Genomic DNA, 15,965 nt, shown 5'->3' on the forward strand with positions numbered 1-15,965 from the left:
CCGTCGATCGGGGGAGAGGTGTCGAGCGCAGCTCGACGGAGTGGGGGTCGACTCTCGGCGCGGTGCGAGAAGATTTACGCATCCGTCGGCGGCGGTTGCCAGGTGGTTCCCCCACTCCGTCGCTGCTTCGCAGCGCCACCTCTCCCCCCTCCGGAGGGAGAGGAAAGAGCGCCAAGTCCTCTACCGCTCCTCCCTCCGGAACGGTTTCAGCAGCGCCGACGGCGCGACCGCGTTGCGCGACATGAACGCCATGGCGACGATGGTGAAGATGAAGGGCAGCATCAGGAAGGCTTCATAGGGAATGTGGCCGAGGCCGCTCGCCTGCATGCGCAATTGCAGCGCATCGACGAAGGCGAAGAGCAGCGCCGCCCCGGCCGAGCGCCATGGATCCCAGCGGCCGAACACGACCAGCGCGATCGCCACCCAGCCACGGCCGGAGACGACGCCGAAGGTGAAGGCGTTGAACTGCGCCATGGTGAGGAAGGCGCCGGCAAGGCCCATCAGCGCGCCGCCGAGGATCACCGCCTGGAAGCGCGTGGCGATGACGCTGACGCCGGCCGAGTCCGCCGCGCGTGGGTTTTCGCCGACCATGCGCACCGACAGGCCCCAGGGCGTGCGGTAGAGCACGAAGGCAGCGAGCGGGACGGCGATTATGGCGAGATAGACCAGCGTGAACTGGTTGAACACCGCAGGGCCGAGCACCGGTATGTCCGAGAGCAGCGGGATCGGCACCGGCTTGAATCCGTCGATGCTCGGCGGCACCGATTGCTGGCCGAAGATCAGCCGGTAGAGGAAATAGGCAAGGCCGGATGAGAACAAGGTCACGCCGATGCCGCAGACATGCTGGCTCAAGCCCAGCGCCACCGTGAAGAACGCATGCAGCGCGCCCATCAACGCACCGACGAGCACGGCCGCCAGCACACCCAGCCACAGGCTGCCGCTCAAGCTGGCGGCGGTGAATCCGGCCATGGCGCAGAGCAACATGATGCCTTCGATGCCGAGATTGAGCACGCCGGCGCGCTCGGAAAACATTTCGCCGAGCGTGGCGAAAGCGAGCGGCGTGGCGATGCGGATGATCGCGGCAAGGAAGCCGATCTGGAAAATCTGCTCGAACACCGCGCTCATCAGGATGCTCCCACGCGGCGGATGCGATAGGCGGTGAAAAGCAGCGCGACCAGCATGGCAAGCAGCGCCGTGCCCTGGATGACGTCGCTGAGGAAGGCCGGCACGCCGGTGGCGCGCGACATCGCTTCGGCGCCGGTCATGACGGCGGCGAGGAAGATCGCCGCCGGCACCACACCGAGCGGGTTGAGCCTGGCCAGCATCGCAACGACGATGCCGGAATAGCCGTAGCCCGGCGATATGTCGCTCATCACCTGGAAGTGGACGCCGCCGACCTCGCCGACGCCGGCCAAGCCCGCCAGCGCGCCGGAGAGCAGCGCGGCGGAGGTGAGCACGCGCTGCACGTTGATGCCGCCATAGCGCGCCGCTTCCGGGTTCTCGCCGGTGACGCGGATGCGGAAGCCGAGCGTGGAGCGGGCGATCAGGAACCAGCACAGCGGTGCGGCGATCAGCGCGGCGATGACGCCGACATGGAGGCGGGTGCCTTCGATCAGCACCGGGAAATCGGCCGAATCCTCGATCGGCGGCGAGATCGGATAACCGCTGAAACTATCCTTCCACGGCCCTTCGATCAGCGCCATCAGCGCGTAATAGATGACCGAGTTGAGCAGCAACGAGCTCACCACGTCGTCGACCTTGAATTTGATGCGCAACGTGGCCGGCACCAGCGCGACGATAGCGCCAGCGGCGGCGCCGGCCAGCGCCATCAAAAGCATGGCAACGTAACCGGGCATCGGGATCGCGCCGACGAAGCAGCTTGCCACCGCGCCGGCCAGCAACTGCCCTTCGGCGCCGATGTTCCAGAATTTCGCGCGGAAGGCGATGGCAACCGCCAAGCCGGTGAAGATCATCGGTGCCGCGCGTACCAGCGTTTCGGTGATGGCGTAGCTGTCGCCGAGCGAAGCCGACAGCATGACGCCATAGGCATCGGCGACGCCGGCGCCGGCGATCGCGATCAGGCCGCTGCACAGGATGAGCGTGGCGACGATGGCGATGAGCGGCAAAGCGAGATTGAACCAGGCTGGCGTCGAGGTGCGGCCTTCGAGGCGAAACATCAGGCGTGGCCCTCCGCGCCGGTCATCATCAGGCCGAGCCTTGCCACGGTAGCGTCGGCGCTGTCGAGCGTGCCGGCGATGCGACCCTCATACATCACCGCGATGCGGTCCGAGAGCATCAGCAGTTCCTCGAGGTCCTCGCCGATGACGATGATGCCGCAGCCCTTGGCGCGCATAGCCAGGAATTTTTCGTGGATGAAGCGGGCAGCGCCGATGTCGAGGCCGCGCGTCGGCTGCGACACGATCAGCACTTTCGGATCGAAGGCGAGCTCGCGCGCCAAAAGCGCCTTCTGCAGATTGCCGCCGGACAGCGCGCCGGCGCGCACCATCGGTCCGGGGCAGCGAATGTCATAGGCCTTGATCTGCTCCTCGGCGAAGGCGCGGATGGCGGCCGGGTTGAGCAGCCCCTTGCGGCTGAACGCCTCGGTGCCAATGCGCGGCAGCACCATGGAATCGGCCAAAGGCAGGTTGGTAACAAGGCCCGTCGTCATCCGGTCCTCAGGGATGCGGCCGAGACCGAGCGCCTGCAGCGCGCGTGGCGAGAATTGCGCGACCGTTTGGCCGGCTATCGTCATCGAGCCGACCCTTGGCGGCAGCATGCCTGAAATCACGTCGGCCAGCGCGCGCTGGCCGTTGCCGGAGACGCCGGCGATGCCAAGGATCTCGCCCGCGCGCACGAACAGCGAGACATCGCGCAGTGGCGTGCCGGCATGGTTCGAGGTGGAGATGCCGTCGAGCGTCAGCACGGAAGCGCCGGGGGTCGAGACCTCCCTGGTGGGCGGCACGATTTCGTGGCCGCACATCAGCCTGGCCATCTCGGCGGAGGTGGTTTCTGCCGGATGGTCGACGCGGCCGGCGACCTTGCCGTGGCGCAGCACGACGCAGCGATGGGTCAGCGCCCGCACCTCGTTCAGCTTGTGCGAGATGAAGATGATGCCGAGCCCCTGGGCGGCCATCGAGCGCAAGGCGGCGAACAGGCCATCGACCTCGCTCGGCGCCAGCACCGCCGTCGGCTCGTCGAGGATCAAAAGCTTGGCGCCGCGAAACAGCGCCTTGATGATCTCCAGCCGCTGCTGCTCGCCGACCGACAGTGCCGAGACCGGCAGGTTCGGATCGAGGCTCAATCCGTGCTGGCGGCCGATCTCCTTGAGCCGCGCCAGTCCGCCGGCGCGGTCGATGCGGCCGGATTTTCCCGGAATGCCAATCAGAAGGTTTTCCAGCACCGTCAGGCGCGGCGCGAGGTGAAAATGCTGGTGCACCATGCCGATGCCGGCGGCCAGAGCGTCCGCCGAATTGTGGATGGCGACCGGCTTGCCCTCGACCAGGATCTCGCCGGCGTCCGGCGCATAGGCGCCGAACAGCACGTTCATCAGCGTCGTCTTGCCGGCGCCGTTCTCGCCCAAAAGGCCGAGGATCTCGCCGGGCGCGACGCTAAGATCGACGGCCTCGTTCGCCTTGACGGCGCCGAAGCTCTTGGTGATGCCGCGCATTTCGATGAGTGGGGCGGACAAGGGTGAATCCCTGGATTTGCGATCCGGCTAAGCGCTGAGGGCAGTGCGAGGCCCCCTCTCTGGCCTGCCGGCCATCTCCCCCCTCGAGGGGGGAGATCAGATGTCACGCCGGCTTTTGCCAATGTTCTACGTCGCAGGAAAAGCGCCGAGACCGAAGCCGCCAATCTCCCCCCTCGAGGGGGAGATGCCCGGCAGGGCAGAGAGGGGGGCTTGGCGCCAACCTCAAGCCGAAGCGCTCAATCCGAAACCGGCGTGTTCTCGTCGACGTCGACGCGGAAATTGCCTTCGAGGATCTCGGCCTTCTTCTTCTCGACCAGGTCCTTCACCTCCGCCGGCAGCGTCTTGTCGAACTTATGGTAGGGGGCAAGATAGGAGCCGCCCTTGGCCATGCGCGAGAAATCGCCATAGTCCTGCGCGGTGAAGACGCCGGCCTTGACCAGCTTGATCGCCTGCTCGACCGTCGGATACATGTCCCACACCGGGCCGGTGATGACCGTGTCGGGACCGAGGCTCGACTGGTCGGACATGTTGGAGATGGCAAGGATCTTCTTTTCGACCGCCGCCTCGATGACGCCGAAGCGCTCGGCATAGATGACGTCGACGCCGGCATCGATCTGCGCCACGGCGGCTTCCTTGGCCTTGGGCGGATCGAAGAAGGAGCCGATGAAGGCGACCTTCTTCTTGACGTTCGGGTTGACCTCCTTGGCGCCGGCAAAGAAGGCGTTGACCAGCCGGTTCACTTCCGGAATGCCCATCGCCGCGACCGCGCCGACCGTGCCCGACTTCGACATCTTGCCGGCGATCATGCCGGAGAGGTAGGCTGGCTCATGGATCCAATTGTCGAAGACGCCGAAATTGGGTTCGGCGGGGCCGGCGCCGGAGCCGAACAGCCAGGCCGTCTTCGGGAACTGCTTGGCGGTCTTGCGCGATTCGCGCTCGGCGGCGAAGGCGTCGCCCAGCACCAGCTGGTAGCCGCCCTGCGCATATTCGCGCATCACGCGGCTGAAGTCGGCGGTCTGCACCTTTTCCGACCATTTGTATTCGATGCCCAGCTCCTTCTCGGCCTTCTGCAAGGCGACATGGATCTGGTTGTCCCACGGCTCCTCGATCGGCGTGGCGAAGATCGCCGCCACCTTCAGCTTCTTGTCCTTGGCGAAGGCCGCGCCGGGCAGCACGGTGGCCGCCAGGCCGAGCGCGCCGAGTTCCAGCACGTTGCGCCGCGACAGGCCCGTGCGTTGCGTTTTGCTGCGTTCGTTTTCCATTTGAAATTCCCCTCTGCTCGACGGCCGTGTCGAGCCGGCCGTTCAAAAAAATGTCAGACGAGAGACTATGGAACGGCGCCTGAGTTTTGTCCACATGGTCAAATTTGGTTGCCGCCTCTGCGTTCGTCATCCACGGGCGTAGCAAGGAGCGAAGCGACGCGGCGCAGACCCGAGGATCCATGCCGGAACGTTCGAGCGCCGCAACGGTGCAGGACGGGCGCCGGTCGCGCCGACACTTGTTCTGGACCGTCGCATTCTTCGTTTGATGGAACGGCATGGATTCCAGGGTCTACGCTTCGCTTCGCCCTGGAATGACGAAGTTACCGGGCTCCGCCAGCACTCTCCCACGACCCCGTCTCGGCAAATCGCCGCAACATCGCCGCCGGTTCGAAAATCGCCCGTCCTGTTTGCCGGTGCCAGTGTTCCAGCCGCTCGACGATATTGCCGGCGCCTGCAAGCCCGGCCCAGAACATCGGCCCGCCCTTGCCGATCGGAAATCCGTAGCCGTTGACCCAGACGACATCGATGTCGGAGGCCCGACCCGCGACGCCTTCCTCAAGGATCTTCGCGCCCTCGTTGACGAGCGGATAGAGCGTGCGCTCGATGATCTCCTCCGCGCCGATCTCGCGCCGGGCAATGCCGCGTTCGGCTGCCTTGGCACGGATCAGCGCCTCGACTTCCGGGTCAGCAACCGGCTCGCGCGCGCCAGCCTCATAACGATACCAGCCGCGCCCGGTCTTCTGGCCGAAATGGCCCTGCTCGCACAGCGTGTCGGCAATCACCGCCGTCTGGCCGCGCGCCTTGCGGTTGCGCCAGCCGATGTCGAGGCCGGCGAGATCGCCCATCTGGAACGGTCCCATCGGCCAGCCGAAATCGGTGAACGCCTTGTCGACCTCGCCGGGCGTCGCGCCCTCGAGCAGCAGGAACTCGTTTTCTGAACCTCGCGCGGACAGCATGCGGTTGCCGACGAAGCCGTGGCAGACGCCGACGACGACCGCCACCTTGCCGATGCGCCGCGCGAGATCGGTGACCGTCGCCAACACCTCGGGCGCGGTCTTTTCGGCGCGCACGATCTCCAGCAGCTTCATGACATTTGCCGGCGAAAAGAAATGCATGCCGAGCAGATCCTGGGGACGTGAGGTCGATGCGGCGATTTCGTCGACGTCGAGATAGGAGGTGTTGGTGGCGAGGATCGCGCCGGGTTTGGCGATCGCACCCAGCTTGCCGAACACCTCCTTCTTCACCGCCATGTCCTCGAACACGGCCTCGACGATCAGGTCGCAGTCGGCGAGATCGGTATAGTCGGTGCTGCCCTTGAACAGTCCGAGCCGCTGCCGCTTGGCCTCCTCCGTCAGCGAGCCACGGCTGACCGAAACGATGTAATTCTTCTCGATTGTCGCCAGCCCGCGCCGCAGAGCCTCGTCGCTCGTCTCCAGCAGGGTCACCTGCAAGCCGCCATTGGCAAAGGCCATGGCGATCCCGCCGCCCATGGTGCCGGCGCCGATGATGCCGACGCGCGAGACCGTACGCTTCTGCAAATCCTTGCCAGGAATTTTCGCGGCCTCGCGTTCGGCGAAGAACAGATGGCGCTGCGCGCGCGACTGGTCGCCAGAAACGAGTTTTAGGAAGAGTTGCCGCTCGGCCGCAAGCGCCTCGTCGAACGGCAAGGTGATCGCGTTGCGCACGGCCTCGGCGCAGGCACGCGGCGCGTCCAGTCCGCGCGCCTTTTTGGCCAACTCAGCCGCCTGGGCGTCGAAGGCGGAAAGATCGGTCTCGGCGAGGCGATTATTGCGGTCACGCACCGGCACGAACGGCCCGCCCCGGTCGGCCATTTCGCCAGCGAAACGAATCGCCTCCGCCAAGAGATCACTGTCGACAACGGCGTCCACGAGACCGGCCGCCTTCGCCTCGCCTGCCGAAATCGGCGTTCCGGACACGATCATGCCGAGCGCTTTGGCGGCACCCACAAGGCGTGGCAGCCGTACCGTGCCGCCGCCGCCCGGCAGCAGGCCGAGCTTCACCTCCGGCAGGCCGAGCTTCGCGCCGCGATCGGCGACGCGAAAATGGCAGCCGAGGGCCAGCTCCAGCCCGCCGCCCAGCGCCGTGCCGTGGATGGCGGCGACCGTCGGTTTGGGAACCGTTTCCAGCAAGGCGATGATGGCGCGCAGCTCCGGCTGCTCGACCGGCTTGCCGAATTCGGTGATGTCGGCGCCGGCGACGAAAGTGCGTCCGGCGCAGGCGATGACGATGGCCTTGGCGCCTGGATCGTCGCGCAGTGCTGCGAGCGCTTCGTAAAGCGGCTTGCGGACATGGAAGCTCAGCGCATTGACCGGCGGATTGTCGATTATGACAATCGCCACGCCGTTCTCGTTCGCGACGTTGACAGAACTGGACAAGCGGAAACCTCCCGGCTGCGATCGCGCAAGGGTTTACTAGGCGGGCCTTCGAATGGGAACCCAATCCGGCGTTGGCCCAATGGTTAGGGGAAGCGGTTAGTTATCCACCCGGCCGAAGGGAGGCACGTCGCCGATCACTTCGCGCTTGTCCTTGCCGCAGACGAAGGTCTTCGCCTTTTCGTCGGCCAGCTTGCGCGCCTGGTCGTTGGCCTGCGGGTTGCCGGTGGCCAAAACCAGGCCGACGGTGCAGCCCTGATGATCTTCCGGTTGCGCGACCTTGGCGACGACCAGCACATCGGTCGATTTCTTCTCGTCCTGCGGGTCGCTGACGGAGCGGCGATGGATGGCGGCGAAGGGGATGGCGACGTCGCCATTGGCCTCGATGCGCCATTCCACCTTCGGGCCAGAGCCGTTGAAGGCGGTGAAACTCTCCCAGACCGGTGTCATGTCGTCCGACGGGAAGCCGTAATAGACGGATTCGCGCGCATCGTCGTAGCCGATCAGTACCGGGTAGCCGCGATAGCCGGAGCAGACGAGGTTCGCCCAGTCGCCGTCGCCTTCCGCGGCCTGGGCGTAGGTCACGCAGTCCTTCTTCGAATCGAGATCGGTGTAGGCGCTGGAGATTTCACCGGCCTGGGCCGCCTGGCAGAAACCGGCGAGAGCAAGCGGGATCAGAAGGGCGCGCATCGCTGACAACTCCGTTTCGAGTTGCCGAAAGCGTAACGCCGTTTGCTATTTCTTCAAGCTGGCTTCGATCAAGAGGTCGGCGTTGCAGGCGACCGCCGCGGCAGGTCCGCCAAGGCCGAAAAGCTGGCCGCTGATATAGGCGCCCTCGATGAGGAGCAGCAGCCCGTCGCCCAGCGTGTCGGAATCGCCGGCGCCCATCGCGGCGGCCATGGCGCGCAGGCGCCGGCGCAATTCAATTTTGTTGTTCTCGCTCACCACCCGCGCGGGATGCCCGCGCTCGGGATATTCGACCGCCGCGTTGGTCATGCCGCAGCCGCGGTAATCCGGCTTCTGCGTGCGTTTGCCGACGCGGGTCAGGAAAGCGATGATCTGCGCGCGCGGATTGCCGGGATGCGCGTCGACGGCCTCGTCGAAGCGCTCCCAGAATTCCAAATCATATTTGCGCAGGTAGGAGGCGGCGAGCTCATCCTTGGATGGGAAGCTGCGGTAAAGGCTCGGCTTGGTGACGCCGGCGCGCCTGACGATCTCGTCGACGCCGATCGCCCGGATGCCCTCGCGATAAAACAGGTCGCGCGCCACGTCGAGGATCTTGTCCGCCGCCCTTGGAGCGGGGGTCTCGTTGATCGACGCTTCAATTTTATTGTCGGATGGCATGCAAATAACCCGCTTGACAATGTTACTGACCGGTACGTATGTATGGCGCCATCCCATTGCAACGTACCGGTCAGTAACATGATAGCTCAATCCCGTCCGTTTGGCCAGCGCTACGCTTTCGTCGTCGTTGCCGTCATTTTCTTCTGTCTCCTGATCGCGGCCGGGCTTCGCTCGGCGCCGTCGGTGATGATGGTCCCATTGGAAGAAAGCTTCGGATGGCGTCGCGACGTGACCTCCTGGGCCGCCAGCGTCGGCATCCTGCTCTATGGCCTGACAGGGCCGTTCGCGGCGGCGCTGATGGAACGCATCGGGCTCCGCCGCACGCTGCTCGGCGCGCTGCTGGTGATGTCGGCATCGACGGTGCTCAGCCTGTTCATGACGCAGCCCTGGCATCTCTTCATCACCTGGGGCGTGTTTTCCGGCATCGGCTCCGGCGCGGTGGCGAGCGTGCTCGGCGCCACGATCGTCAATCGCTGGTTCAAGACCAATCGCGGTCTGATGATGGGCCTGATGTCTGCCTCCAGCGCCACCGGCATGCTGGTGTTCCTGCCGGTCATCGCCTCGCTGGCGCAGAGTGGCGGCTGGAAGCCGGTGGCCATCGCGGTCGCGATCGCAACCGCGGCGCTGATACCCTTCGTGTTGCTGCTGGTGCCCGAGCGCCCCGCTTCGATCGGGCAGGTGCGCTATGGCGCCGATGCCAACGACGTGCCGCCGGTGTCGCCTGCGTCGCAGGGTAACTTCCTGGCGCATACGCTGAACACGCTGCGCCGCGCAGCGGGCACGCGGGTGTTCTGGTACCTGTTCGCCACCTTCTTCATCTGCGGCTTCACCACCAACGGTCTGGTCGGCACGCATCTCATCGCCTTCTGCGGCGACATGGGCATTCCCGAGGTACAGGCGGCCGGGTTGCTGTCGCTGATGGGCATTTTCGACCTAATCGGCACGACGCTGTCCGGCTGGCTCACCGACCGCTTCGATCCGCGCAAGCTGCTCGGCGTCTATTATGCCATCCGTGGCCTATCGCTGATCTACCTGCCCTATTCCGGCTTCTCGGGAACCAGCCTGATCATCTTTGCCGTACTCTATGGTTTGGACTGGATCGCCACCGTGCCGCCGACGCTCAGGCTCGCCAATGAGGCCTTCGGCGACCGCAGCGGCCCGATCGTCTTCGGCTGGATCGTCGCCGGCCACCAGATCGGCGCGGCAGCGGCGGCGGCCTTCGGCGGCACCATGCGGGAATTGCAGGGCAATTACGAGCTGGCGTTCCTGATCGCAGGGATGACCGGCATCGCGGCGGCCTGTATCTCGCTCTTGATCAACACCAGCAGGCCGGCTTTCGAGCCGGAGCCGCAGATGGTCTGAACAGCCAATCTCCCCCACGAGGGGGGAGATCAGCAGTTCTGTTCACTGTTATCAAAACTTCATGGTTCCGATATGCGCCTGAAACATTGAGGCGGGAGCTTGGCCGGGATGTTCGACGCCATCCTGGAGACAGCCATGAACAAGCTTTCGATGACCCGCCGCGCCTTCGTCACCTCGGCCAGCGCCTTTGGCCTTGTCGGTGCCTCGGGGCTTGCACTGCCCTACTATTCCCGCGCCAACCAGCGGCCGGCCTTCACACACGGCGTTCAGTCCGGCGACGTCGACGCCACGTCCGGCATGGTGTGGACCCGCACAGACCGCCCGGCGCGCGTGATGTATGAAGTGTCGACGACCGAAAGCTTCGCCAACGCCACCAGGCTGGCCGCGCTCGACACCTCGCCGGCCAGCGATTACACGGCCAAGCGCCTGCTCACCGATCTCGCCTCCGACCAGGATGTCTTCTACCGCATGGTCGCGGCCGATCTTTCCGACATCAATGCCGTGTCCGAACCGATCGTCGGCCGCTTCCGCACCGCGCCGTCCTCGAAGCGCGATGTGCGCTTCGCCTGGTCGGGCGACACCGCCGGCCAGGGCTGGGGCATCGACGAGACCGGCATGAAGACCTACTCGACCATCGCCAGGCACACGCCCGACTTCTTCCTGCATTCGGGCGACACGATCTATGCCGACGGCGCCATGAAGGACGAGGTCGACCTGCCCGGCGGCGGCAAGTGGAAGAACGTCGTGCTGATCGACGGCAAGCGCAAGGTCGCCGAGACGCTGGACGAATACCGCGACCAGTGGAAGTACAACATGATGGACAGACATGTGCTGGCTCTCAGCGCCATCTGCCCGACCTTCTACCAGTGGGACGACCACGAAGTGCTGAACAACTGGTCGGACTCGAAGGACCTCAGCAAGGACGACCGCTACAAGGAAAAGTCGATCCATCTGCTGGCGGCGCGGGCGGCGCGCGCCTTCCATGAGATGACGACCATCCGCTACGAGCCGTCGGAGCCGGGCCGCGTCTACCGCAAGATTTCGCATGGGCCGCTGCTCGACGTCTTCTTCCTCGACATGCGTTCCTATCGCGGCCCGAACGGCCCCAATCTGGATGAAACGCTGACGCCGAAGTCGCGCATGATCGGCGAGGAGCAGTCCAAATGGCTGAAGCGCGAGCTGGCCAACTCCAAGGCGACCTGGAAGATCATCGCCGCCGACATGCCGCTCAGCCTCGTCGTCTGGGACGACGCGGCGAAGAAGGTCGGCTTCGAGGCCGTCAGCAACAACGACAATGGCTCGCCCAAGGGGCGCGAGCTCGAATTCGCCGACGTGCTGCGCTTCATCAAGACCGCCGGCATCACCAACACAGTGTGGCTCACCGCGGACGTGCATTACACGGCGGCGCATTACTACAACCCCGACAAGGCGCAGTTCCAGGATTTCAATCCGTTCTGGGAATTCGTCTCCGGCCCGATCCACGCCGGCACGTTCGGCCCCAACGACCTCGACATGACCTTCGGGCCGGAGCTGAAGTTCATCAAGGCGCCGACCGCCGAGCAGGGCCAGAACCTGCCGCCGTCGGCCGGCCTGCAGTTCTTCGGCCTGGTCGATATTTCCGGCGCCACCGAACAGCTCACCGTGCGGCTGATGGATCGCGACGACAACGAGCTTTACAAGGTCACGCTGGACCCGGTGCGGTCGGCTTAGGCTGTGTCGATATTCAGGTGATGCCGGCCTGCGAACGATGGTTTCCTGCGCTTCCGGTGCTCACGTACTTAACGCACGCTCCGCTCAAGCCGCTGCGATCCGTGCCGTGATGCGAAAGCGTCGCGGCGGTCCAGAATTCGGAAATGCGATGAAGGGCGTCAGTCCGGGTAGCAAGCTCTGGGGATGTTGGGCCAAACCGCCGTGTCGCAGTTGGCATCCTTCTGGCGCTGCCTGAAGGCGGCGCTGACCGGGCCGGTGACGATCGGATCGACGCCGTCGGGGGCGTCGGCGAACATCTGCTGCGCGGTTCTGGCATCGGGCGGCGTGATCGGGTCGGCTTCCCTGAGCGCGGCGGCCGACTGTGCGGCGCCCGCCGCGACGAGCACGCCAAGCGCTGCCCACCCGAAAACCGGACGCAATCTGGACATCTGATCGCTCATGAACATCGAACTGCCCGGCCCCTCAAAGGTTCCGCCTTGGTTAACGGAATCATTTCACACCAAGACGTTTAAGAATCAGTGACCATGTATTTGGGGTCGGGCCTCCCCTTTCGCAATTGCGAAAAACCCTGTATGAGCCGCGCAACCGAAAAAGGCGGCGCTTTTTAAGCCTGCTGCCTGCAACGTTCCCGAGACCAGAAAAATGAACCTCCGCAATATCGCGATCATCGCGCACGTCGACCATGGCAAAACCACGCTGGTCGACCAGCTTCTGAAACAGTCCGGCGCCTTCCGCGACAACCAGCGCGTCGCCGAGCGCGCCATGGATTCCAACGACCTCGAAAAAGAGCGCGGCATCACCATCCTGGCCAAGGCGACCTCGGTCGACTGGCACGGCACCCGCATCAACATCGTCGACACGCCCGGACACGCCGATTTCGGCGGCGAGGTCGAGCGCATCCTGTCGATGGTGGATTCGGCGATCGTGCTCGTCGACGCCGCCGAAGGCCCCATGCCGCAAACCAAGTTCGTCGTCGGCAAGGCGCTCAAGGTGGGTCTCCGCCCGATCGTCGTCATCAACAAGATCGACCGCCCGGACGCCCGCCATATCGAAGTGGTCAACGAGGTGTTCGACCTCTTCGCCGCGCTCGACGCCACCGACGAGCAGCTCGACTTTCCGATCCTTTACGGCTCGGGCCGCGACGGCTGGGTATCGGAAAACCCCGAGGGCCCGAAGGATCAGGGCCTGGCGCCGCTGTTCGACCTCGTCGTCAAGCATGTGCCGGCGCCGACCGTCCATCCCGGTCCGTTCCGCATGATCGGCACGATCCTCGAGGCCAATCCCTTCCTCGGCCGCATCATCACCGGCCGCATCGAATCCGGCACGCTGAAGGCCAACCAGGCGGTCAAGGTGCTGCATCATGACGGCACCCAGATCGAGACCGGCCGCGTCTCCAAGATCCTTGCATTCCGCGGCCTCGAGCGCCAGCCGATCGACGAAGCCCAGGCGGGCGATATCGTCGCCATCGCCGGCCTGTCCAAAGGCACCGTCGCCGATACGTTCTGCGACCCGGCCGTGACCGAGCCGCTGCATGCGCAGCCGATCGACCCGCCGACCGTGACCATGTCGTTCCTCGTCAACGACAGCCCGCTTGCCGGCACCGAAGGCGACAAGGTGACCAGCCGCGTCATCCGCGACCGCCTGCTGCGCGAGGCCGAGGGCAATGTCGCGCTGAAGATCGAGGAATCGGCCGAGAAGGACTCCTTCTTCGTCTCCGGCCGCGGCGAATTGCAGCTTGCGGTGCTCATCGAGACGATGCGCCGCGAGGGCTTCGAGCTTGCCGTGTCGCGTCCGCGCGTCGTCATGCAGAAGGGCGAGAACGGTGAATTGCTGGAGCCGGTGGAGGAAGTCGTCATCGACGTCGACGAGGAACATGCCGGCGTCGTCGTGCAAAAAATGTCGGAGCGCAAGGCCGAGATGGTCGAGCTGCGCCCCTCCGGCGGCAATCGCCAGCGCCTCGTTTTCCATGCGCCGACGCGCGGCCTGATCGGCTACCAGTCGGAGCTGTTGACCGATACGCGCGGCACCGCGGTGATGAACCGGCTGTTCTTCGCCTATGAGCCCTACAAAGGCGAGCTGCCCGGCCGCACCAATGGCGTGCTGATCTCCAACGAGCAAGGCGAGTCCGTCGCCTACGCCATGTGGAACCTGGAAGACCGTGGCCCGATGATCATCGACCCGGGCGTCAAGGTCTATCAGGGCATGATCATCGGCATCCACAGCCGCGACAACGACCTCGAAGTGAACGTGCTCAAGGGCAAGAAGCTCACCAACATCCGCGCCGCCGGCAAGGACGAAGCGGTGAAGCTGACGCCGCCGATCCGTATGACGCTGGAGCGCGCGCTGGCCTGGATCCAGGACGACGAGCTGGTCGAGGTGACGCCGAAGACCATCCGCCTGCGCAAGCTCTATCTCGACCCGAACGAGCGCAAACGTTTCGAAAAGGCCGCCAAGGTGATGGGCGCGGCGTAAAATTCGAGACCAGGTTCGAAAGAGGGAGCGGATGCTCCCTCTTTTCGTTTCAGCGGCATGCGGCCGCCGACAGGACCCTGCCGCAATCCGTCTCCTCCGCCAGATCAAGGCGAACCGCCAAGCGGTCGCGAAGCGGCTTCCGCATTGCCTTGGCGCCGTCCGGTTCGACGGTCAGCCGCCTTCGCTGCTTCCAAGCCTGTAGCCTCGATCGAGAGATACCGAGTTCGCCGGCAAGCAGGCGATCGAGCCGCAAGGGCGTCGTCCCTTCGAGCCGGATCTCGAGCGCGAGGACGGTCGCGCATTCCGGCCTGCCGTCCAGCAGTTCCTTTCGGACCGCGACGTCCGGAAATTCCTCGATCCGTCCGACCCGATTTCTGAGCGCCAGGGTATCGAACGCAAGGCGGCGGACGAGCACCGGGTCGTTGCTTTCGAGCGCAGCGAGGAGGCACGGCTCGATGTCGCGACGGTTTTGGCGTTCCAGAAGGGCGAAATTCCAGGAATTCTCGCAGACCGTGCAGCGGTAGATCAACCATATGTCGATGCGCTTGCCGTTCGCGTTGACGCGGAATTTTTCGCTGCATCGATACGATCTGACGCCGCCGCAGCGGTTGCAGTTGATGAACGGCCGAGGCGCGATTGCGGGCGCGATCGTCCAGCGGACGCGCAAAGTAGAAGACATGCCGGTAGGCCCTTCCCGTCGGGAAGTCCGTCAGGCCGGCAATGTCCGAGATGCGCCTTTTGTTGAGCATGACCTTTTCCGAAAACCGAGTACCACTTTTCGGGATCATGCTCGTGCGGGCACGGCGTGGCGAAGGCTGTTTGTTTTGAAGTCAGGCGTCGGCGCGGATTCCGCGCAGCGGCTCAGCAATGCCAAACCGGTCTCGAACCGCCGCCTGAAGAACACGTGGAAATGGAGCAGGCGGCGCCAATGGCCGCGCCTGCGGTGCGTTCGGAGGAGTTGGCGAGACCGGCGGTTACTGAGGCAAAGTGATGCTCGAAAATGGATGTCGGGCGGCTCTTCTAGCCGCGTGCCGTCCATCCGGCAAGTCGTCCGGCTTTCGTCATGGCGGTGGTTGCGCTACTTTCATAGGCCCGAGTTCTCCACCACAAGAGGTTCGCCGTGCATCTCGCCTCGCTGCTGATCTTCGCCGCCGCTCTGTTCGTTGCCGCCGGCTCGCCCGGCCCGTCGATCGCGGCACTGGTGGCGCGGGTGATCTCGAAGGGGTTTCGCGATGTCTTCCCGTTCTTGCTGGCGATGTGGATCGGCGAAGGGATCTGGCTGTCGCTGGCGGTGTTCGGGCTCGCCGTCGTGGCGCAGACATTCCACTACGCCTTCGTCGTCGTTAAGTGGGTTGGCGTCGCCTACCTTGCTTATCTGGCGTTCAAGATGTGGACGGCGCCGGTCGAGGCCAGGGAAGGCGAGATGCCGCGCGAGGATTCGGCCGGCAAACTGTTCTTTGCCGGCATGGCGGTGACATTGGGCAATCCGAAGATCATGATGTTCTATCTGGCGCTGCTGCCGACCATCATCGACCTTGCCTCGGTCAGCGTGGTCGGCTGGGTCGAGCTGACGGTGACCATGGCGGCCGTGCTGGTGGTCATCGATCTGGCCTGGGTGCTGGCGGCATCGCAGGCGCGCCGGCTCCTGAAGAGCAAGCGCGCCATGAAGATCGCCAACCGCGTCAGCGCCACGACGATGGCGGGCGCTGCCGCGGCAATCGCCGCGCGGTAGAA

At 64.9% G+C, this 15,965-nt stretch carries 13 protein-coding genes; 4 read left to right on the plus strand and 9 right to left on the minus strand.

Going from position 1 to position 15,965, the window contains the following annotated elements:
* Positions 1-180 precede the first annotated feature (180 nt).
* The 7 genes from DPM33_RS25930 to DPM33_RS25965 form a co-directional block, all read right to left on the minus strand.
* Entirely contained in the window at positions 181-1,125 is a 945-nt protein-coding gene (locus DPM33_RS25930) for an ABC transporter permease (RefSeq protein ID WP_112100251.1), read from the minus strand.
* Positions 1,125-2,177, minus strand: coding sequence for an ABC transporter permease (locus DPM33_RS25935; RefSeq protein WP_112100252.1), 1,053 nt, complete (start codon positions 2,175-2,177; stop codon positions 1,125-1,127). Before DPM33_RS25935 ends, DPM33_RS25930 begins: the two co-directional genes overlap by 1 nt.
* Positions 2,177-3,688, minus strand: a complete 1,512-nt coding sequence (locus DPM33_RS25940; protein ID WP_112100253.1) for an ABC transporter ATP-binding protein — start codon at positions 3,686-3,688, stop codon at positions 2,177-2,179. The genes DPM33_RS25935 and DPM33_RS25940 overlap by 1 nt, the downstream gene beginning before the upstream one ends.
* A 236-nt stretch (positions 3,689-3,924) precedes the next feature.
* Positions 3,925-4,950 (minus strand): BMP family protein, encoded by a 1,026-nt coding sequence (locus DPM33_RS25950; protein WP_112100254.1) that lies wholly within the window; start codon positions 4,948-4,950, stop codon positions 3,925-3,927.
* Positions 4,951-5,270: 320 nt separating this feature from the next.
* Positions 5,271-7,346 carry a 3-hydroxyacyl-CoA dehydrogenase NAD-binding domain-containing protein gene (locus DPM33_RS25955; protein ID WP_112100255.1) on the minus strand — a complete coding sequence of 692 codons (2,076 nt, stop codon included), beginning with the start codon at positions 7,344-7,346 and terminating at the stop codon, positions 5,271-5,273.
* A gap of 96 nt (positions 7,347-7,442) precedes the next feature.
* Complete coding sequence (locus DPM33_RS25960) at positions 7,443-8,033, minus strand: hypothetical protein (RefSeq protein ID WP_112100256.1); 591 nt, start codon at positions 8,031-8,033, stop codon at positions 7,443-7,445.
* A gap of 45 nt (positions 8,034-8,078) precedes the next feature.
* A complete protein-coding gene (locus DPM33_RS25965; protein ID WP_112100257.1) occupies positions 8,079-8,687 on the minus strand; it encodes a TetR/AcrR family transcriptional regulator in 609 nt (202 codons plus the stop codon).
* 78 nt (positions 8,688-8,765) lie between these two features.
* On the opposite strand from DPM33_RS25965, the gene DPM33_RS25970 reads away from it, so the two are divergent.
* Together DPM33_RS25970 and DPM33_RS25975 are read left to right on the plus strand one after the other, a co-directional pair.
* Positions 8,766-10,049, plus strand: a complete 1,284-nt coding sequence (locus tag DPM33_RS25970) for an MFS transporter (protein WP_112100258.1) — start codon at positions 8,766-8,768, stop codon at positions 10,047-10,049.
* A 135-nt stretch (positions 10,050-10,184) separates the two neighbouring features.
* A complete protein-coding gene (locus DPM33_RS25975; RefSeq protein ID WP_112100369.1) occupies positions 10,185-11,759 on the plus strand; it encodes an alkaline phosphatase D family protein in 1,575 nt (524 codons plus the stop codon).
* A 158-nt stretch (positions 11,760-11,917) separates the two neighbouring features.
* Here DPM33_RS25975 and DPM33_RS25980 read toward each other — a convergent pair whose 3' ends face one another.
* Positions 11,918-12,187 carry a hypothetical protein gene (locus tag DPM33_RS25980; protein ID WP_245442389.1) on the minus strand — a complete coding sequence of 90 codons (270 nt, stop codon included), beginning with the start codon at positions 12,185-12,187 and terminating at the stop codon, positions 11,918-11,920.
* Positions 12,188-12,401: 214 nt separating this feature from the next.
* Here DPM33_RS25980 and typA point away from each other — a divergent pair, with 214 nt between their 5' ends.
* On the plus strand, positions 12,402-14,231 hold the full coding sequence (typA, locus tag DPM33_RS25985; RefSeq protein WP_112100259.1) for a translational GTPase TypA: 1,830 nt from the start codon (positions 12,402-12,404) through the stop codon (positions 14,229-14,231).
* A 49-nt stretch (positions 14,232-14,280) separates the two neighbouring features.
* On the opposite strand, the gene DPM33_RS25990 is transcribed toward typA, so the two are convergent.
* On the minus strand, positions 14,281-14,910 hold the full coding sequence (locus tag DPM33_RS25990) for a DUF1062 domain-containing protein (RefSeq protein WP_112100260.1): 630 nt from the start codon (positions 14,908-14,910) through the stop codon (positions 14,281-14,283).
* 441 nt (positions 14,911-15,351) lie between these two features.
* Between DPM33_RS25990 and DPM33_RS25995 the strand changes: the two genes are divergently transcribed.
* The gene (locus DPM33_RS25995; RefSeq protein WP_112100261.1) at positions 15,352-15,963 is read left to right on the plus strand and encodes a LysE family translocator; all 612 of its coding nucleotides are present in this window, start codon (positions 15,352-15,354) and stop codon (positions 15,961-15,963) included.
* Positions 15,964-15,965: the final 2 nt, after the last annotated feature.

Origin of the sequence: Mesorhizobium hawassense (assembly GCF_003289945.1) — a bacterium.
GTDB lineage: Bacteria > Pseudomonadota > Alphaproteobacteria > Rhizobiales > Rhizobiaceae > Mesorhizobium > Mesorhizobium hawassense.